This window comes from Methylosinus sp. H3A (assembly GCF_015709455.1).
Lineage (GTDB): Bacteria > Pseudomonadota > Alphaproteobacteria > Rhizobiales > Beijerinckiaceae > Methylosinus.
The window spans coordinates 1,855,722-1,871,987 of the sequence record NZ_JADNQW010000005.1; the positions used below are offsets into that span (position 1 = coordinate 1,855,722).

Here is a 16,266-nt window from a genome sequence, read left to right on the forward strand (position 1 = left end):
ATATGACGATCGCTTCGCTCGCCGTTCGGCGAGAGGTCAATTCGGCTGCACGCGGGAGCGCTTCATGAACTCGCGACGATGAGCTGGAGAAGGGACTGGTCGATAGAGGAAATGGGCATGATCAATCCGCTTTCTGTTCAGGCAATGCGGCGATCATATACGGCTGTGTCCCGTGTTGCAAATTGCGAACGCCTGTGGACAACGGTGTGATTCGAGCGGCAAAGCCCGTCAGGCTCGCTCGATGAAGCTCTCGAGCACCATCTTCCGCCCGGCCTTGTCGAAATCGACCTGCAGCTTGTTGCCGTCGACATTGGCCACTGTGCCGGGCCCGAATTTCTGGTGAAACACGCGCGCGCCGATCGCAAAGCGCGAGCTCGCGGACGACTTTGCCAGCACTTCCCCTTCGATCGTCGGCGGCGCTCGGCGCGCGGGCTTGTTCGACGCGGTCTCGCGCGCGGTTTGCGCGCGCTTCCAGCCCGGCGTCGAATAGCTCGAGCCATAGCTGTCCATATTGGCGAAGCGCGACACGCCGTAAGAGCCATATTGCGAGCCGCCGGAAGCCTCCGTCACTTCCACACTCGCCGCCGGCAGATCGTCGAGGAAGCGCGAGGGCAGCGTCGTCTGCCACAGGCCATGAATGCGGCGATTGGTGGCGAAGAAAATTTTGAGCCGCCGCTTTGCGCGCGTGATGCCCACATAGGCGAGGCGGCGCTCCTCCTCCAATCCCGCGCGGCCGCTGTCGTCCAGCGAGCGCTGATGCGGGAACAGCCCTTCTTCCCAGCCCGGCAGATACACGGTCTCGAATTCGAGGCCCTTGGCGCCATGCAGCGTCATGATCGACACGCGCTGTCGATCGGCGGCCTCGTCCGTCTCCATGACCAGCGACACATGCTCGAGAAAGCCCGCGAGATCGGGGAATTCCTCCATCGCGCGCACCAGCTCTTTCAAATTCTCGAGCCGGCCCGCCGCTTCCGGCGTCTTGTCGTCGCGCCACATCTGCGTGTAGCCCGACTCGTCCAACACCATTTCCGCGAGCTCGTTCTGCGGCGTCGTGTCGATGAGATTGCGCCAGCGATCGAAATCGGCGATCAGCGCCCGCAGCGTCGCGCGGGGCTTTGGCTTCAGCTCCTCCGTCTCGACGATCACCCGCGCCGCCTGCATCAGCGGCGCGCTTTCGCGGCGCGAATATTCATGCAGCACTTGCAGCGTCGCGTCGCCCAATCCGCGCTTGGGCGTATTGACGATGCGCTCGAAGGCGAGATCGTCGAACGGTTGCGCGACGCAGCGCAGATAGGCGAGCGCGTCGCGTATCTCCAGCCGCTCATAGAAGCGCGGGCCGCCGATCACGCGATAGGGCAGGCCGAGCGTGATGAAGCGCTCCTCGAACTCGCGCATCTGGAAAGACGCGCGCACGAGAATGGCGATCTCCTCGAGATTATGCCCCTTGCGCTGCAATTGCTCGATATCTTCGCCGATCGCGCGCGCTTCCTCCTCGCTGTCCCACACGCCGGTGACGCTGGGCTTCTCGCCATCGGCGCCTTCGGTGAACAGCGTCTTGCCGAGCCGTCCCTCATTGCGCGCGATGAGATGCGAGGCCGCCGCGAGAATATGCCCCGTCGAGCGATAATTACGCTCGAGCCGCACGATTTTCGCGCCGGGAAAATCCTTCTCGAAGCGCAGAATATTTTCCACTTCCGCGCCGCGCCATCCATAGACGCTCTGATCGTCGTCGCCGACGCAGCAGACATTGTGCCGGCCCTGCGCGATCAGGCGCAGCCACAAATATTGCGCGGTGTTGGTGTCCTGATATTCGTCGACGAGAATATATTTGAAGCGCTGACGATATTCGTCGAGTACATCCACATTCTCGCGAAAGAGCCGCAAAGACTCGAGCAGCAGATCGCCGAAATCGACGGCGTTCAGCACCTTCAGCCGCTCCTGATAGAGCGCATAGAGCTTCTTGCCCTTGCCGTCCGCAAAGCTCTGCGCCTCGCCGGCGGGAACATGCTCGGGTGAGAGGCCGCGGTTTTTCCAGGCGTCGATCTGATGCGCGAGCCCGCGCGGCGGCCAGCGCTTGTCGTCTATATTCTCGGCCTGCAGCACCTGCTTCAGCAGGCGGATTTGATCGTCCGTGTCGAGAATGGTGAAATTCGACTTCAGCCCCACCAGCTCGGCGTGGCGGCGCAGGATTTTCGCGCTGATCGCGTGAAAAGTGCCGAGCCATTGCAGCGCCTCGGCGCCGGGGCCGGCCAGCGTCTCGACGCGCTCGCGCATCTCGCGCGCGGCCTTGTTGGTGAAGGTGACGGCGAGGATTTCCCACGGCCGCGCCCGCCCGCTGCCGAGAATATGCGCGATGCGCGTGGTCAGCACGCGCGTCTTGCCGGTGCCGGCGCCGGCGAGCACCAGCAGCGGGCCCTCTATCGTCTCGACGGCGGCGCGCTGCTCGGGATTGAGCGCGTCCAGAAAACGCCCGCGTCCAGCGAGCGCGCGCGCGGCGATGCCGCCTTCGAGCGGCGTGAAATCTTCCGGCGGCGCAGGACGTGACAAGGCGTTGGGGCTCCTTCGACGCGTAGGATACAGGAGAACGGAAGGCGAATCATTGTCCGATTCGCGATTTGCCCCCAATGTGGAGACCGCAGGGCCGCCTGTCACGGAGGAAAAGCCCGCCGCGCCGCTATTCCCAAGGGAGAAACCCATGCCCGAGCTCTCGGCCTGCCGCCGCGCCGCTATGCTTTTCGGTCTTCTCGCGACCCTCGCCGCCCCGGCCGCGGCCTCGGCCGGGCCTTCCGCGCAGCTCTGCGCGGCGGGGGCGCGCTCCGCGCCGCATGAGGCTCCGGCCTCTCTCTCGCCGGCGATCCGCCGCGCTTTCGGCCTCGCGAGCGATTTCCCCGTGGGGGCGGCCTATTACCGCTGCTCGGGCGGCCGGACGCTGGCCTGCGTCGTCGGCGCCAATCTCCCCTGCTTCAAGGCGAACAAGGCGCGCTCGCTGCCCGGCGCGACGCAATATTGCCGGGAGAATCCGGGGTCGGATTTCATTCCCATGGTCGCGACCGGCCATGACACGATCTACGAATGGAAATGCGTCGGCAAGACCGCGCGGGCGGGCAAGCAGGTCGCGCCGCTCGATGGGGAAGGGTATTTCGAGGAGAATTGGAAGAAGGTGGAGTGAGGGGGCCGACCAACGTCACCTTTGGTCTGTATCCCGACTGCGGCCGAGCGCCCGCTCCATGGCGTAGACGCGCAGCGCCGAGGAGAGATTGGCGCGGCCGCGTCCGGCGTCTATCCGCGCGACGAGGCCGGCGAGCGAGCAGCCCTCCTGCTCGGCGGCCGCCTTCAGCGCCTCCCAGAAGATGCGCTCCAACGACACGCTGGTGCTGTGGCCGGCGATCACCAGCGAATGTTTGGCGACCGTCGAAGCCTTGTCGTCCTTGGCCGCCGTCGCGGCGGCTGGCGGGGCCGTCGTCGAAGGCGCGCGGGCGCGTCTGCGGGTCATTCCGGTCTCATCCGTTCCGCACTCCCGCGATCGGAAAATGCTCCGTCTTGTCCCAATAGAAGGGCCGCAGGCGCAGGTCGCGCAAGGCGCGCCAGGAGGCGAGGGCCAGCATGAGGCTCCACAGCGGCCAGCGCAGCAGCGCGGGCCAGAGCCATAATATTTCGGCGTCCTGCATGGCGACGAGGCGCGGCCAGGCGCTCGCCGCGACGCCGCTCGAGGCGACGAGGCAAAAAAGGCCGCTGGCGAGCCCGTCGCCGAGCGTGGTCGGCGTCAGCAGCGATCCGAAGGCGAAATCATAGATCAGAAAGCAAAGGAAGATCGGCGCATGGAGCGGCGCGAGGAAGCCGCCTGCGAAAATCGCCAGCGTCGCCGCTCCGCGCAGGGCGCCGAGATCGCCGAAAAAAGCGGCCGGGTCGCGGCAATGGACCAGAGCGGTCTGCATCCAGCCCTTCATCCAGCGGGCGCGCTGCGCCACCAGCGCGGAAAAGCGCGTCGGCGCCTGCTCCTGCGTGCGCGAGGAGAAGGTGCGGATCGCATAGCCGCGGCGCGCCAGCCGCAGGCCGAGATCGGCGTCCTCGGTCACATTATAGGCGTCCCAGGCGCCGACCGCGCGCAGCGCCGACACGCGAAAATGATTGGAGGAGCCGCCGAGGAAAAAGGGCAGGCCGGCTGCCGAGGCGCCCTTGTCGAAAACATCGAACAATACGGCGTAATCGATGCAGAACATGGCCGTCGCCCAGCCGCGCCGATGATTGTGGATGAAGAGGCTCGCTTGCAGGCAGGCGAGCTTTTCGTCGGCGACGGCGAACAGCGCCGCCGCCTTCCGCAACTGCGCTGGATCGGGCAGATCCTCGGCGTCGAAAACGGCGACGAGCGAGCCGCGCAGAAAGGGCGTCGCCACATTGAGCGCGCGCGGCTTGGTGCGCGGCTCGCCGGGCGGCGCGACGATGATCTCCCAGCCCGGCCGCAGACGCATGGCGCGCAAGGCCGCGGCCGTCTCGGCGTCGTCGTGTTCGACGACGAATTTGACGTCGAGCTTGGCGCGCGGATAGTCGATCGCGTCGAGCGCCCCGGTCAATTGCGGGACGACGCCGGCCTCGTCATACAGCGCTATGACGATCGAATAGACGGGCAGATCGCGCTCCTCCAGCGCGGGCGCCGTCTCGCAGCCCCGCCCGCGCATCGCGCAGACATAGAGACGCAGGCCGATATTGGCGAGAAACAGCAGAGCGAGCAGCGTCGAGACGCTCAATGAGATCGCCGGCGTGGGCGCGAGCCAGGCCGCGAGCAGCAAGAGATTGGCGAGCACGAAGACGCTCGGAGCGCCGTCGCCGAGCGCGCGCCGCGCCGCCAGCTCCGGCTCGACGCGCTCCACCGAATAGGCGGCGGCCTCTGCCAGCCGGCGCGCGGAGGAGCGGCGCAGCGCCTCCTCGAACAAGGACGGGGCGGTGATGGCGAAGAGCGGCCGCCCGGCGGACGAGCGCGTCACGCCGACGAGCCTCACGATCTCCTCGCCGCGCGGCGCGAACAGCCAGCGCAGCCCCCTCGGCTCCTCGGCGAAACGGGCGTAGCCGCGGGCGGCGTCCAGCTCGAGGCTCTCCGAGGGCTCAAGCGCGGGCGGGGCCTCGAGATAGGGAACCTGCAGCTCCGTCGCGAGGATGCGATAGAAGCGCTCCTCGGAGATCAGCCCTTCGGCGATCAGCACGGCGTCGGCCTCGGCGTCCTGACGCCGGGCGATGGTCGCGCCATATTGCAGCATGACCAGCGGCGCGCCATGGGCGGCGAGAAAGGCGATCTCGGGCGGAAGCGGCCGCCCGGCGCCGGGCGCGAGCGTCTCCGGCGCCGGGCGCGCGCGCTGGCGGGCGAGCGTGGCCTCGGTCGAGCCCTCGCGGCGGCGCGCGAAGCCGGAGCTGTCGTCGCGATGCGGAACCGGCGGATACGGCGAAACCCTATCGACCGGATTCACGCTCATACGCTAATCTCCGCCACGACGCGCCGGGCTCCGTCCGCGCCGGGCGCTCCCGAGGCCTCGAATGATCTGCGAAAAGAGAACTATGGCTGAAGCTTGGCGCAGAAGCGAAATTTTGACAAGCTTCTCCTTCGCTCTGCGTGTCGCCCTCGTTTTTGCGGCGGCGTCCGTCGTCTCGTCGGCGCGCGCGGAGACCGCGGTCGCCGCGGCCCCGACTTTTTGGGATCCGGCGCGCAAAATGGACAAGCCCGACCTCGCCGGTCTCAAGCAAATCCGTTTTCTCACAGAGGATGATTACCCGCCCTTCGACTTCGCCCTGCCGGACGGCGCGATCGCCGGCTTCAACGTCGATCTGGCGCGCGCCATTTGCGAGGAGCTCGAGCTTCCCTGCACCATCCAGCGCCGGCGCTGGGACACGTTGATCGCAGCGCTGGACGAGAACGCGGGCGACGCCGCCATCGCCTCTTTCGCCATCACCGCCGAGGCGCGCAAGAAGCTCGACTTCACCGCGCCCTATTACACGACGCCCGGCCGTTTCGTCGTTCGCAAGGATTCGGTGCTGCCCGGCGCGACGCCCGCCGCGCTCGCCGACCGCACCATCGCGGTGGCCGCCGACAGCGCGCATGAGGCTTTTCTGCGGAATTTCTTTCCCGCCTCGACTCTCGCGACCTATCCGAGCGCGCAACAGGCGCGCAGCGCGCTGAAGGAGGGCCGCGCCCATGCGATGTTCGGCGACGCCATCTCGCTCTCCTTCTGGCTCAATGGCGCGGACGCCGCCGATTGCTGCATGTTCAAGGACGGGCCCTATTCGGATCCGACCTTTTTCGGCGACGGCGTCGGCATAGCAGTGAAGAAGAACAATAACGCGCTGCGCCGCGCGCTGGATTACGCGCTGGCGCGCGTCGCCCAGAAGGGCGCCTATACGGAGCTCTATCTCAAATATTTTCCGGTGGGGCCTTATTGAGACGCCCCGTTCCCTCGCCCGCGTGAGCGGGGAGGGGCGGGGAGACGCGAAACCTCATCCTTCCGCGCGGAACTCGCGCGCGAGGGCCTTTTCGATCTCGGGCAGGGGATGGCGGGTCAGATCCTTGTCCAGCTCGCCCTTCACCTTGCTCTTGGCTTTTGGTGACAACTCCTGGCGCAGCTCGCCGAGCACACGCGGCGGGGCGATGATGACGATCTCGCTCAATTCGCCCGCTTCGGCGGCGGTGTTGATCCGCTCGGCGATCTGATGGGCGAAATGTTCCTTCTCCAGCTCGTGCCAATCGGCGTTCTCGACGGCGCTGCGCGGCGCTCCCGCCGTGCCGTAAACGCGGCCAGGCGCGTCGCTTCCCTGGTCGCGCGTCGCGGGATTTTCGTCCACTCGCGCCTCCACGACGCGCAGGTCGAGCAGATCGGGATCGCCGTGATTTTGCAGAAACAGGGCTCTGCGGCCGTCGCCGACCAGAACCCAGGCCCCATTGTGAACGGCAATATTGGTCATGTTGTTCGTCTTTCGTTGAAGACCCACACGACTCCATTTGGGAACGCCACGGCGCGACGACAACCGTGGTCGATTGCCGCGCTTCAGGCGGGCGGGCATGTTGCGCTGCAAAAGACGAGGGCGTTAGATTTCGGCCGAGCGGAGACGAAGATAATGCGGTTTGTTTTGCTCTTTCTGTCGATTTCGATCTTGTTTTTCGTCTGCCGGATAAAAAAATCTATGTGGACTCCGGCGAGGAGCTCGTGCTCGGCGATCGGCCGATCTTCTCTCCCGATGGGGCGCGCCGCAATGGCCGACACCGAGCCTGGATCGGCCGAAAGCCCGTTTGGCGTGTGGCGGCTCGATCGCTTTCCGCCGTCGCGAGAGCTGGAGGCGCAACTGATGGGCGGTTGGGAGGTCGTGCGCTGGATCGACAAGGAAACGATCGAAATCACGCGTCTCGGGATCGGCGAGCAGAAAAAGGCCTTCGCGCGCTTCGCCACAGGCAAATGGAAAATCGACTTTGAAAAATGAGCGGGGCGCATCGCGGTTCGCTCACCTCGGTCCGTTCGCGCTGCCTTTGCCGCCTTCCTTCTCCCCGCGCGCGGGGAGAAGGTGAGGATGAGGGGCTCGGGGCGTTTTCCTTATCGTGGCTCATGCCCCGAGCCCCTCACCCTGGCCCTCTCCCCGCACACGCGGGGAGAGGGAGAGAAAGTGCTCAGCCTTCCAGCAGACGCCGTGCGATGACCTGCGCCTGAATCTCCGCCGCGCCCTCGAAAATATTGAGGATGCGCGCGTCGCAGAGGACGCGGGAGACCGGATATTCCAGGGCAAAACCATTGCCGCCGTGAATCTGCAGCGCATTGTCCGCCGCCGCCCAGGCGACGCGCGCGCCGAGCAGCTTGGCCATGCCGGCCTCGAGATCGCAGCGCTTGCCTTCGTCCTTCTCGCGGGCGGCGAAATAGGTGATCTGGCGGGCGATGTGAATCTCGATCGCCATGGTGACGATCTTGTCGAAGACGCGCGGGAAGGCGAACAGCGGCTTGCCGAATTGCACGCGCTCCTTGGCGTAGCGCAGGCCGAGATCGAGCGCCGCCTGGGCGACGCCGAGCGCGCGCGCCGCCGTCTGAATGCGGGCGGATTCGAAGGTCTCCATCAGCTGCTTGAAGCCCTTGCCCTCCTCGCCGCCCAGAAGATTTTCGGCCGGCACCTCGAAATTGTCGAAGCCGATCTCGAACTCCTTCATGCCGCGATAGCCGAGCACCTCGATCTCGCCGCCGGTCATGCCCTTGGCCGGGAAGGGATTCTCATCCGTGCCGCGCGGCTTTTCGGCCAGCAGCATGGAGAGGCCCTTATAGCCCTTCTCATTGGGGTTGGTGCGGACCAGCAGCGTCATCACATCGGCGCGCACCGGATGGGTGATCCAGGTCTTGTTGCCGACGACCTTGTAGACGTCGCCCTCGCGCGTCGCGCGGGTGCGCAGATTGGCGAGGTCGGAGCCATTGTTCGGCTCGGTGAAGACGGCGGTGGGGAGGATTTCGCCGGTGGCGATCTTGGGCAGATATTTGTGCTTCTGTTCCTCCGTGCCGCCGACGAGGATCAATTCGCCCGCGATCTCCGAGCGCGTGCCGAGCGAGCCGACGCCGATGTAAGCGCGCGACAGCTCCTCCGAGACGACGCACATGGCGATCTTGCCGAGGCCCGATCCGCCATATTCCTCCGGAATGGTGAGGCCAAAGACGCCCAGCTCCGCGAGGCCGGAAATGACCTCCAGCGGAATATAGTTGTTCTTCAAATGCCATTCATGGGCGTGCGGCGTCACATTGTCGGACGCGAATTTGCGCATCTCGCTGCGGATGGCCTCCAGCGTCTCGTCGAGGCCGGTGGCGCCGATCGTCTCCGCGGCGCCATTATGGTCGATCAACTCGGCGAGACGGGCGCGGTTGGGCGCGGTATTGCCGGAGGCGATCAGCCGGTCGACCTCGGGAATGCGGCGGGCGGCGACCTGCTCCGGCGTGAGGCCGAAATCCGAGAGGCGGACGAATTCGCCCTGGCTCATCGGAATGCCGCCGAAGACCTGCGCCAGATATTCGGCGAAGCCGATGCGGGTGAGGAGATTCTCCACCTCGCCATAGGCGCCCTCGGAAGAGAGGCGGTCGGCGTAGGCGAGCAGCTCGCGCAGGCCCTGCACATAGGTGGCGAACCAGGAGAGGCCGTGGGCGGCGTGCTGCTCGGTCTCGATCAGCTCATTGGAGAGCTTGCCGTCCTTGGTGACGCGGGCGCGGACGGCGTCGAGCGCTTGCCCATAGAGCGCCTCCACGGAGGCGAAAGCCGCCTGCGCCTCGGGCAGCCAGGTCGTGGAGGTGGTCTCGGTAGCGCTCATTCTCTCTCGCTCTTTCTGGGACAGGCCCGGCGGGGCCGGGGGGTGACAGGATTTTTTCTAAATGCCGTCAATTGCGGGAGGACGCAACCGCCGCTCGCGTCGGCGGGGCCGGAGCGGCGGGATTCGCGCTCCCGCGGGGCGGGGGCGGGCGCCCGGATCACAGAAAAAGCGAATTTCGCTCCGATAGGATCGGGACGTCGAGCTCGACCATTGCGGAGGCCCTCATGTTTCACGATCCCGATTTCACCCCCTTCACGCCGCGCGAAAAAGTGTCATTCCTCGCCGTGTCGCGCAATTACCTCGAGAATTATGCGCCCGAGGCCTATCGGACCGATTTCTTCTCCACCGAGGGGCTCTGGCCGCTCCTTCCGCGCATGCATTATGTCGTCAGTCCCGAGCTGATCGAGGAGCTTCTGGTCTCGCGCGCCGATGCTTTTCGCCGCGACGACATAGCGAGCAAGGCGCTGCGCGGGCCGGTCGAGGGCGAGACGCTGTTCTTCTCGGAAGGCGCGGAATGGAAATGGCAGCGGCGCGCCATCTCGCCGGCCTTTCGCTATGAGAATATTCTGGCGCTGGTTCCCTTCTTCGTCCGTTGCGCGCAGGCGCAGGCGCAGGAATGGCGGCGCCTCGGCGACGGCGCCGAGGTGGAGATCACCGAGGCCATGTCGCGCACCACCTTCGCCGTCATCGAGAAGGCCGTGTTCGGCGCCTCGGAGAGTTTCGACGGCGAGCGCTTCATCGCGGCGCTGCGGCCGGTTCTCGGCAGCTTCGCTTGGCGGATGCTGGCCGTGATGTTCCGCCTGCCGCCGGATTGGACGCCCTATCCGGGCCTGCTCGCCGCCCGCGCCGGCTCGCGCTTCGTGCATGAGGAGACAGTGAAGCTGCTCGCCGAGCGCCGCGCCCGGAAAGAGGAGACGCGCGACATTCTCGGCCTGCTGCTCTCGGCCAAGGATCCGGAGAGTGGGCGCGTCATGACCGATGCCGAGCTCGTCGCCAATCTCCATGGCTTTCTGCTCGCCGGCCATGAGACCTCCGCCGTCGCGCTCGCCTGGACCTTCTGGCTGCTCGCCAAGGATCAGGCGACGCAGGAGCGCGCCCGCGAGGAGGCGGAGCGCGTCGCCGGCGACGGCGAGATCACGCCGGAGACGGTGGAGAACCTCACCTTCACGCGGCAGGTGTTGCAGGAATCGATGCGGCTGTTCCCGCCCTTCGCGGCGCTCGGCCGCCAGCCGCGCGAGGATACGACTCTCGGCCCCTATCGCGTGGGCGCGAAGGAGCCGGTCTATGTGCTCACCTGGTGCCTGCATCGGCACGAGAAGCTCTGGGACGATCCCACCGGCTTCGACCCCGACCGTTTCGCGCCGGAACAGGTGAAGGCGCGCCATCGCTACGCCTATCTGCCCTTCGGCGCCGGGCCGCGCATCTGCGTCGGCATGGGCTTCGCGCTGACGGAGATGGCGACCATCGTCGCGACGCTGCTGCGCGAGTTCCGCTTCGAGACCGTCCCCGGCCATCGGCTGGAGCTGGCGCCGACCTTCGCGATGCGGCCGAAAGGCGCACTGCCGCTGCGCCTCACACGCCTTTCTCGGCGGGCTGCGGGCGGCGAGACGGCGCGTCAGATCCTGGCATAGGCGGCCTCGATCGCCGCAATGTCGATCTTCGCCATGCCCATCATGGCGCGCATCGCGCGCGCGGCGCCGGCCGTGTCGGCGCTGCTCAGCAGCTCCGGCAGGCGGCGCGGCGTGATCTGCCAGGAGAGGCCGTAGCGGTCCTTCAGCCAGCCGCAGCGGCTATATTCGCCGCCGGCGCCGAGCGCGTCCCAATAATAGTCGACCTCGGCCTGATCCGCGCAATCGACAGAGAGCGAGAAGGCCTCGCTCAGCCGATAAGAGACGGGCCCGCCGTTCAGCGCCATGAAGGGCAGGCCGGAGAGCTCGAATGTGACGACCATCGCCGAGCCCGGCTCGCCGGGGCCGGCCTCGCCATAGCGCGACACGCTGGTGACGCGCGAATCGGGGAACAGCGAGACATAGAAATTGGCCGCCTCCTCGCCCTCGCGGTCGAACCAGAGGCAGGGCTTGATCTTCGAGGTCGTTATCATTGCGCCGCCTCCTCGCGCGCCGTCTCGACGAGCGTCTTGAGATCGGCGAGACCGCGCTCGAAAGCGCCGCCGACCATTTTTTCCGGCTTCATGACGAGGCTGAACAGCTTGCCGACGAAGGGCTGTCGCCCTTTCATATCCCAGGTGACGAGCGAGCCGCCATTCTGCGGCGCAATGGTGAATTCGACGCGATTGCTGCATTTCATCGGCCGATCCAAGCGCAATGCGACGACTACTTTCGACGGCGCGACGGATTCGACGATCTCGACGCGCCCGGCGCCGACCTTGGCGTCGCCTTCGAAATCGCAGGCCGCGCCGACGCCGCGTTCCGGACCGCCATAGGAGAGCTTCACGCTCGGATCCTTCACGAAAGGGCTCCATTCATTGGTGGCGCGTGGATCGTCGACAAGCGGAAAAACGCGCTCCGGCGGCGCGGCGATGAAAATTGAGCGCGCGATATGGCATATATCCGGCTGGCGGGCCGCCAGCGCCAGAATGGCGACGATGATGACGGCGACGCCGACGCCGATGATTTCCAACATTTCGAAACCTCGTGAAAGGGCGGAGCGGCGCCTGCTTTCCCGCAGGCGCCGTGCGCCGTCATTGCGGCACGACCACCATCCAGGGAACGCCGAAGCGATCGGTGAGTATGCCGAAGGCGGGGGAGAAGAAGGTCTTGGTCAAACGCATCTGCGTCTCGCCGCCATCGGCGAGCGCCGCGAAGACGCGTTCGGCCTCCTCGGGAGTCTTGGCGCCATAGGAGAGCGAGAAGCCTTTGAAGCCGCCGCTCTCGGCGCCGTCGCCGTCCGAGCCGAAGACGATGGAGTCGCCGATCTTCAGCGCCATATGCATCACCTTGGCGTTCCAGCCCGGCGGCATCATGTCCGCGGGCGGGGCTAGAGGCGAATCCTTGTAACGCATCAGCATCTGAATCTGCGCTCCGATCGCTTTCTCATAGAAGGCGGCGGCTTCTTCGGCGCGGCCGTCGAAGACGAGATAGGGTTGAACGGTCATGATATCTCTCCCCTGCGAGCGCCGCGGACGGGCGCTCGTTTCGTGAGGGGAGATCATGTCCGCGCAAAGCGCTTCGTCAACCGTCGTCGACGACATTACTTGGGAACGACGACCATCCACAGCACGCCGAAGCGATCGACCGCCATGCCGAAGCTCACCGCGAAGAAGGTCTCGCCGAGCGGCATGCGCGCTTCTCCGCCATCCGCCAGCGCGCCATAGATGCGCTCGGCCTCGGCCGCGCTCTTGGCCTCTATGGAGACGCCGAAGCCGTTGAAGCCGGGAGAAAGATTGCCGCAGCCATCCGACAAGAACACTTCCGAATCGCCGATCTTGAGGCAGGAATGCATGATCTTATGCTCCCAGTCGGGAGCGAGCACGCCGGGCGGCGGCGGCTCGGGGCTTTCGTCGTAGCGCATGAGGAACAGAACCTCGGCGCCGAGCGCTTGCTGGTAGAAGGCGATGGCTTCGTCGGCGCGGCCCGAGAAGAAGAGATAAGGCTTGATCGTCATTGGATGCTCCCTTGTCTTAAAAGATGGCGAGGCGCGTTCAGCGCTGGGCGAGATAGCTCTCGAGCTGCTCGAATGTTCCGGCCCAACCATTGTTCAGGGCGTCGAGCGCGCCGGCGAATGTCGCAATTTCTTCCGCGCTCGCCTCGAAGGGCCGCGCGCGCAGCGTCAGTTCCGAGACGCCGTCTTTTTCGGTGAATAAATAAGTCGTCTCGACCTTCAGCGGCCAGCTCTCGCTGAGCGGATGCCGTGTGAGCCCGCGATTCTCGTCGGAGAAAGAGGCGATGAGCGTGATGTGCGCGGGCGCCTCGATCTCGCGATAGGCGAAGAGGCCCCACATGACGCCGCCGTCCGGCGTCCGCAGCCCATAGTGATAGGAGCCGCCGGGACGAAAATCCATTTGCGCGGCGATGACCGGAACGCCCTTCGGCCCGAACCATTGCGCCATGCGATCGGATTCGGTGAGCGCCTTCCACAGAAGGTCGCGCGGAGCGGCGAAGCGGCGCGACGTGACGAAGACGGGACCAGCCGATTCCTCGACGAAATCGCCGAGACGTCCGAGATTTTCGGAAAGACCGATGGCGGCGCCATAGTCGCGCTCGACGCGATCGCGCTCGGCGAGAGAGGGAAAGCGCATTCGCCAGTCGATGCGAGTCTTCTCGCCCTCTTGCGAGAGAGCGATGATCGTCTCCATCCTCACCGGCTCGACCTCGGCGTCGTCGCCGGGATGCACATAAGAAATGAGCTCTGGCCGCTCGAGTTCGCGAAAGATGATTTTGTTCTCGTAATCGCGTCCGTCCGGCCCGTGCATCACGAAGCGCCAGACGCCGCCGGGCGCGAATTCGAAGGATTGCGTCGTCAGCGAGAAACCCTTCGGCCCGAACCATCGCGCGAGGCGATCCGGCGACGAGAAAGCATCGAAGACGAGCTCGCGCGGCGCGGCGAAGAGGCGCGTTCCGGAAATCTCGGGAGAGTCCGGTGGAACCGAAATTCGTAAGACGTCGGACATGAGTTCTCCTCGACGATGGTTTGCGGCCGGATCGCCCGCGATTTCTTCCGCTTCGAACGATCGGGTCGTCGTCGATTCGCCGATCGGTTCGTGGCTCGACGGCCGACCCATTCCAATTACACTTCCAGTTGGGCCGGCATGTTCTCGCGATAATCTTTCAACTGCGCATCGATCGCCCGAGCGAAGGCCGGGCGCGCTTCGCACCGGGCGCGATACGATGCGAGGGTCGGGAATTTGGACAAAATAGCTGCGTCGTCGAGGTCGCGAAGCACAGTGCTCATGACGATATCGCCGGCCGTGAACCGGCCTTCGAGATATTCGCGATGGGTCAGCCAGCGCTGCAAATCGGCGAGGCGTCGCTTCAATTGGTCTTCGGCGATCGGGCGATAACCTTCGACCCATGCTTGGCCCGCATAGAAAGTATCGAGCTGAGCGTAGGCGCGCACAGCAGGCTCGAGCGTGTTCAGCGCGGCAAAAATCCAGCTTGCCACCCGTGCGTATCCGCCAACGTCGACAGGAGCGAGAGCCGCGGATGACTTGGCGATATGCAAGACGATCGCGCCAGATTCGAATATCTCGACCTCGCGGTCACGATAGGCCGGAATCTGCCCGAAAGGCTGCCAAGCCCGATACGCCTCGGCATCCATGCCGCCGCGGTCGACGAGGGCGACCTCATACGCAATTCCGGCCTCCTCGAGCGCCCAGCGCACACGGTGATCATGAGCATAGCCCTGAGCGAATGGGGGAACCCAACGAAGGGCGGCGAGCATCGGCTTCATGAGGCCGTCCTTGCGTCTGTACGACGAGAGGCGAGCGATCCGCCTGCGAGAAAGTGTCGGACGTCGTCGGACATGATTTCTCCTCAATGATCGCTTGTCGCCAGCTCGCGCGCGAGCGCGGCGAGAAGATCGAATGCGCCGCTCCATCCATGCTGATGAGAGGCTGCGGATTCCGCTGTGGCGAGGCCGCTCTGCACGAAGATCATCTCGGTCTTGCCGCTTTGCTCCGTGAGCTCGATTTCGATCGTCGTCAGCGCTTTCGGCTCGATGTGATTGCGCTCCCATTCATGCGTCAGCACGAGTCGCGCGGGCGTTTCGATCTCGAGATATTCGCCGCGATGGATGAAGTCCTCGCCCTCCGGCGAGCGCATTCCGGCGCGCCATTTGCCGCCGACGCGCAGATCGTTTTCGACGAAGAGCACGCTGAAGGTCGCAGGGCAGAGCCAGCGCATCATATGCTGCGGCTCCGTCCAGCATTTGAAGACCAGTGCGCGCGGCGCCTCGAATGTGCGCAGCAGAATGAGCCGATGCGGCGCGTCGGCCTCGCCCGTCTGTCGCGCGAGGCCTTCGAGTATTCCCGTCCATCCGGAACGGAAGGCGAAGGATTTCGTCGCCGCTTCCGGCGTCAGATAGTGCGTCAGCGTCAACAGGCTTCCGGCGCCGTCCGGGCGAATGTCGATCTCGATGCGTGTGAACGGGCCTTCGCGCTGCATTCCCAAGGTGAAGACGATGCGCGCCGGGCGCTCGATCTCGAGATATTCGCCGAAATGCGTCGCGAGAATTTCGCCGCGCGTCTCGTGAATGGCGAAGCCGCCGCCGACGCGCGCGTCGATCTCGACATGCGCCGATTGTCCCGCGGGTGTGCGGAACAGCCAGCTCTCGACCGCTCGCCGATCGAGCCAGGCGTCGAAGAGGAGCGCCGGCGGCGCCGTGAAGCGGCGCGTGATTACGAGCGGCGGGATAGCGTCGTCAGTTCTTCGGAGCATCGGGGTCGCCCTTCTGCAATTCGGCGAGATAGGCGTCGAGCCGGTCGAAGCTCTCTTCCCAGAAACGCCGATAGGTCTCGAGCCAATCGGAAACTTCGCGCAGCCGCGCCGCGTCCAGCTTGCAGGGACGCGATTGGGCGGCGCGGCCGCGCGTGATGAGGCCCGCCTGCTCGAGCACTTTCAAATGCTTCGAGACCGCCGGCTGGCTGATTGAAAATGGCGCGGCGAGCTGGCCGACCGAGGCTTCGCCCTGCGCGAGGCGGGCGAGGATCGCCCGCCGCGTCGGGTCCGCCAGAGCGGCGAGGGTCGTGCTGAGGGGGTCGGGCATTTGTTACCTGTAAGGTATATAACTAAATAGATATATAACTGATACGGAATATCGCTGTCAAGCTTCGCGCGCTTTCTCTCTCGGCAAAAAAGCCGCGACCTCATGAAGGAGGTGACGGAGCGTGAGGCGCCGGGCGGCCTTGCCTCGCATTTTGCGCTCCCCTATAAGCTGCGGAGCGCGCCGGTTTCCGACACCCCTGGAGGCGAAAAGCGCGCATTTCTCTATGAAAAAGGACA

Annotated in this window: 17 protein-coding genes; 4 read left to right on the plus strand and 13 right to left on the minus strand. The window is 65.4% G+C overall.

Going from position 1 to position 16,266, the window contains the following annotated elements:
- Positions 1-228: 228 nt before the first annotated feature.
- Positions 229-2,547, minus strand: coding sequence for an ATP-dependent helicase (locus tag IY145_RS11655; protein WP_196408366.1), 2,319 nt, complete (start codon positions 2,545-2,547; stop codon positions 229-231).
- Positions 2,548-2,695: 148 nt separating this feature from the next.
- On the opposite strand from IY145_RS11655, the gene IY145_RS11660 reads away from it, so the two are divergent.
- Positions 2,696-3,169, plus strand: a complete 474-nt coding sequence (locus tag IY145_RS11660; protein WP_196408367.1) for a hypothetical protein — start codon at positions 2,696-2,698, stop codon at positions 3,167-3,169.
- A 15-nt stretch (positions 3,170-3,184) separates the two neighbouring features.
- Here the strand turns inward: IY145_RS11660 and IY145_RS11665 are convergent, their stop codons facing one another.
- Entirely contained in the window at positions 3,185-3,493 is a 309-nt protein-coding gene (locus tag IY145_RS11665) for a ribbon-helix-helix domain-containing protein (protein ID WP_196408368.1), read from the minus strand.
- 7 nt (positions 3,494-3,500) lie between these two features.
- Positions 3,501-5,465, minus strand: a complete 1,965-nt coding sequence (locus tag IY145_RS11670) for a glycosyltransferase (RefSeq protein WP_196408369.1) — start codon at positions 5,463-5,465, stop codon at positions 3,501-3,503.
- 112 nt (positions 5,466-5,577) lie between these two features.
- Between IY145_RS11670 and IY145_RS11675 the strand changes: the two genes are divergently transcribed.
- Positions 5,578-6,426, plus strand: coding sequence for a transporter substrate-binding domain-containing protein (locus tag IY145_RS11675; RefSeq protein ID WP_246721983.1), 849 nt, complete (start codon positions 5,578-5,580; stop codon positions 6,424-6,426).
- Positions 6,427-6,480: 54 nt separating this feature from the next.
- Here IY145_RS11675 and IY145_RS11680 read toward each other — a convergent pair whose 3' ends face one another.
- Complete coding sequence (locus IY145_RS11680) at positions 6,481-6,945, minus strand: host attachment protein (RefSeq protein ID WP_196408371.1); 465 nt, start codon at positions 6,943-6,945, stop codon at positions 6,481-6,483.
- Between IY145_RS11680 and IY145_RS11685 the strand changes: the two genes are divergently transcribed.
- Positions 6,925-7,458, plus strand: coding sequence for a hypothetical protein (locus IY145_RS11685; RefSeq protein WP_196408372.1), 534 nt, complete (start codon positions 6,925-6,927; stop codon positions 7,456-7,458). The genes IY145_RS11680 and IY145_RS11685 overlap by 21 nt on opposite strands.
- 184 nt (positions 7,459-7,642) lie before the next feature.
- Here IY145_RS11685 and IY145_RS11690 read toward each other — a convergent pair whose 3' ends face one another.
- Positions 7,643-9,307, minus strand: coding sequence for an acyl-CoA dehydrogenase family protein (locus IY145_RS11690; protein WP_196408373.1), 1,665 nt, complete (start codon positions 9,305-9,307; stop codon positions 7,643-7,645).
- Positions 9,308-9,531: 224 nt separating this feature from the next.
- On the opposite strand from IY145_RS11690, the gene IY145_RS11695 reads away from it, so the two are divergent.
- Positions 9,532-10,938, plus strand: a complete 1,407-nt coding sequence (locus tag IY145_RS11695; RefSeq protein WP_196408374.1) for a cytochrome P450 — start codon at positions 9,532-9,534, stop codon at positions 10,936-10,938.
- Here the strand turns inward: IY145_RS11695 and IY145_RS11700 are convergent.
- The 8 genes from IY145_RS11700 to IY145_RS11735 form a co-directional block, all read right to left on the minus strand.
- Positions 10,923-11,408 carry a VOC family protein gene (locus IY145_RS11700; protein WP_196408375.1) on the minus strand — a complete coding sequence of 162 codons (486 nt, stop codon included), beginning with the start codon at positions 11,406-11,408 and terminating at the stop codon, positions 10,923-10,925. The two genes, IY145_RS11695 and IY145_RS11700, sit on opposite strands and share 16 nt — an antisense overlap.
- Positions 11,405-11,950, minus strand: coding sequence for an SRPBCC family protein (locus IY145_RS11705; RefSeq protein WP_196408376.1), 546 nt, complete (start codon positions 11,948-11,950; stop codon positions 11,405-11,407). The genes IY145_RS11700 and IY145_RS11705 overlap by 4 nt, the downstream gene beginning before the upstream one ends.
- Before the next feature lie 58 nt (positions 11,951-12,008).
- The gene (locus tag IY145_RS11710; protein ID WP_196408377.1) at positions 12,009-12,422 is read right to left on the minus strand and encodes a VOC family protein; all 414 of its coding nucleotides are present in this window, start codon (positions 12,420-12,422) and stop codon (positions 12,009-12,011) included.
- Between the two features lie 95 nt (positions 12,423-12,517).
- Positions 12,518-12,931 carry a VOC family protein gene (locus tag IY145_RS11715; protein WP_196408378.1) on the minus strand — a complete coding sequence of 138 codons (414 nt, stop codon included), beginning with the start codon at positions 12,929-12,931 and terminating at the stop codon, positions 12,518-12,520.
- A gap of 37 nt (positions 12,932-12,968) precedes the next feature.
- The gene (locus tag IY145_RS25315) at positions 12,969-13,937 is read right to left on the minus strand and encodes an SRPBCC family protein (protein WP_210332659.1); all 969 of its coding nucleotides are present in this window, start codon (positions 13,935-13,937) and stop codon (positions 12,969-12,971) included.
- A 116-nt stretch (positions 13,938-14,053) separates the two neighbouring features.
- Positions 14,054-14,716: a glutathione S-transferase family protein gene (locus IY145_RS11725; RefSeq protein WP_246721984.1), complete on the minus strand. Its 663-nt coding sequence runs from the start codon at positions 14,714-14,716 to the stop codon at positions 14,054-14,056.
- Positions 14,717-14,799: 83 nt separating this feature from the next.
- Positions 14,800-15,702, minus strand: a complete 903-nt coding sequence (locus tag IY145_RS11730; RefSeq protein ID WP_196408379.1) for an SRPBCC domain-containing protein — start codon at positions 15,700-15,702, stop codon at positions 14,800-14,802.
- Entirely contained in the window at positions 15,686-16,030 is a 345-nt protein-coding gene (locus tag IY145_RS11735) for a helix-turn-helix transcriptional regulator (RefSeq protein WP_196408380.1), read from the minus strand. The genes IY145_RS11730 and IY145_RS11735 overlap by 17 nt, the downstream gene beginning before the upstream one ends.
- Between the last annotated feature and the right edge of the window lie 236 nt (positions 16,031-16,266).

What these genes read in the sequence shown, in the direction of transcription:
- IY145_RS25315 (WP_210332659.1), bottom strand. Translation starts at nt 13,937, where the DNA reads ATGTCCGACGTCTTACGAATTTCGGTTCCACCGGACTCTCCCGAGATT.
- IY145_RS11710 (WP_196408377.1), bottom strand. Translation starts at nt 12,422, where the DNA reads ATGACCGTTCAACCCTATCTCGTCTTCGACGGCCGCGCCGAAGAAGCC.
- IY145_RS11680 (WP_196408371.1), bottom strand. Translation starts at nt 6,945, where the DNA reads ATGACCAATATTGCCGTTCACAATGGGGCCTGGGTTCTGGTCGGCGAC.
- IY145_RS11715 (WP_196408378.1), bottom strand. Translation starts at nt 12,931, where the DNA reads ATGACGATCAAGCCTTATCTCTTCTTCTCGGGCCGCGCCGACGAAGCC.
- IY145_RS11695 (WP_196408374.1), top strand. Translation starts at nt 9,532, where the DNA reads ATGTTTCACGATCCCGATTTCACCCCCTTCACGCCGCGCGAAAAAGTG.
- IY145_RS11670 (WP_196408369.1), bottom strand. Translation starts at nt 5,465, where the DNA reads ATGAGCGTGAATCCGGTCGATAGGGTTTCGCCGTATCCGCCGGTTCCG.
- IY145_RS11665 (WP_196408368.1), bottom strand. Translation starts at nt 3,493, where the DNA reads ATGACCCGCAGACGCGCCCGCGCGCCTTCGACGACGGCCCCGCCAGCC.
- IY145_RS11705 (WP_196408376.1), bottom strand. Translation starts at nt 11,950, where the DNA reads ATGTTGGAAATCATCGGCGTCGGCGTCGCCGTCATCATCGTCGCCATT.
- IY145_RS11700 (WP_196408375.1), bottom strand. Translation starts at nt 11,408, where the DNA reads ATGATAACGACCTCGAAGATCAAGCCCTGCCTCTGGTTCGACCGCGAG.
- IY145_RS11730 (WP_196408379.1), bottom strand. Translation starts at nt 15,702, where the DNA reads ATGCTCCGAAGAACTGACGACGCTATCCCGCCGCTCGTAATCACGCGC.
- IY145_RS11725 (WP_246721984.1), bottom strand. Translation starts at nt 14,716, where the DNA reads ATGAAGCCGATGCTCGCCGCCCTTCGTTGGGTTCCCCCATTCGCTCAG.
- IY145_RS11690 (WP_196408373.1), bottom strand. Translation starts at nt 9,307, where the DNA reads ATGAGCGCTACCGAGACCACCTCCACGACCTGGCTGCCCGAGGCGCAG.
- IY145_RS11735 (WP_196408380.1), bottom strand. Translation starts at nt 16,030, where the DNA reads ATGCCCGACCCCCTCAGCACGACCCTCGCCGCTCTGGCGGACCCGACG.
- IY145_RS11660 (WP_196408367.1), top strand. Translation starts at nt 2,696, where the DNA reads ATGCCCGAGCTCTCGGCCTGCCGCCGCGCCGCTATGCTTTTCGGTCTT.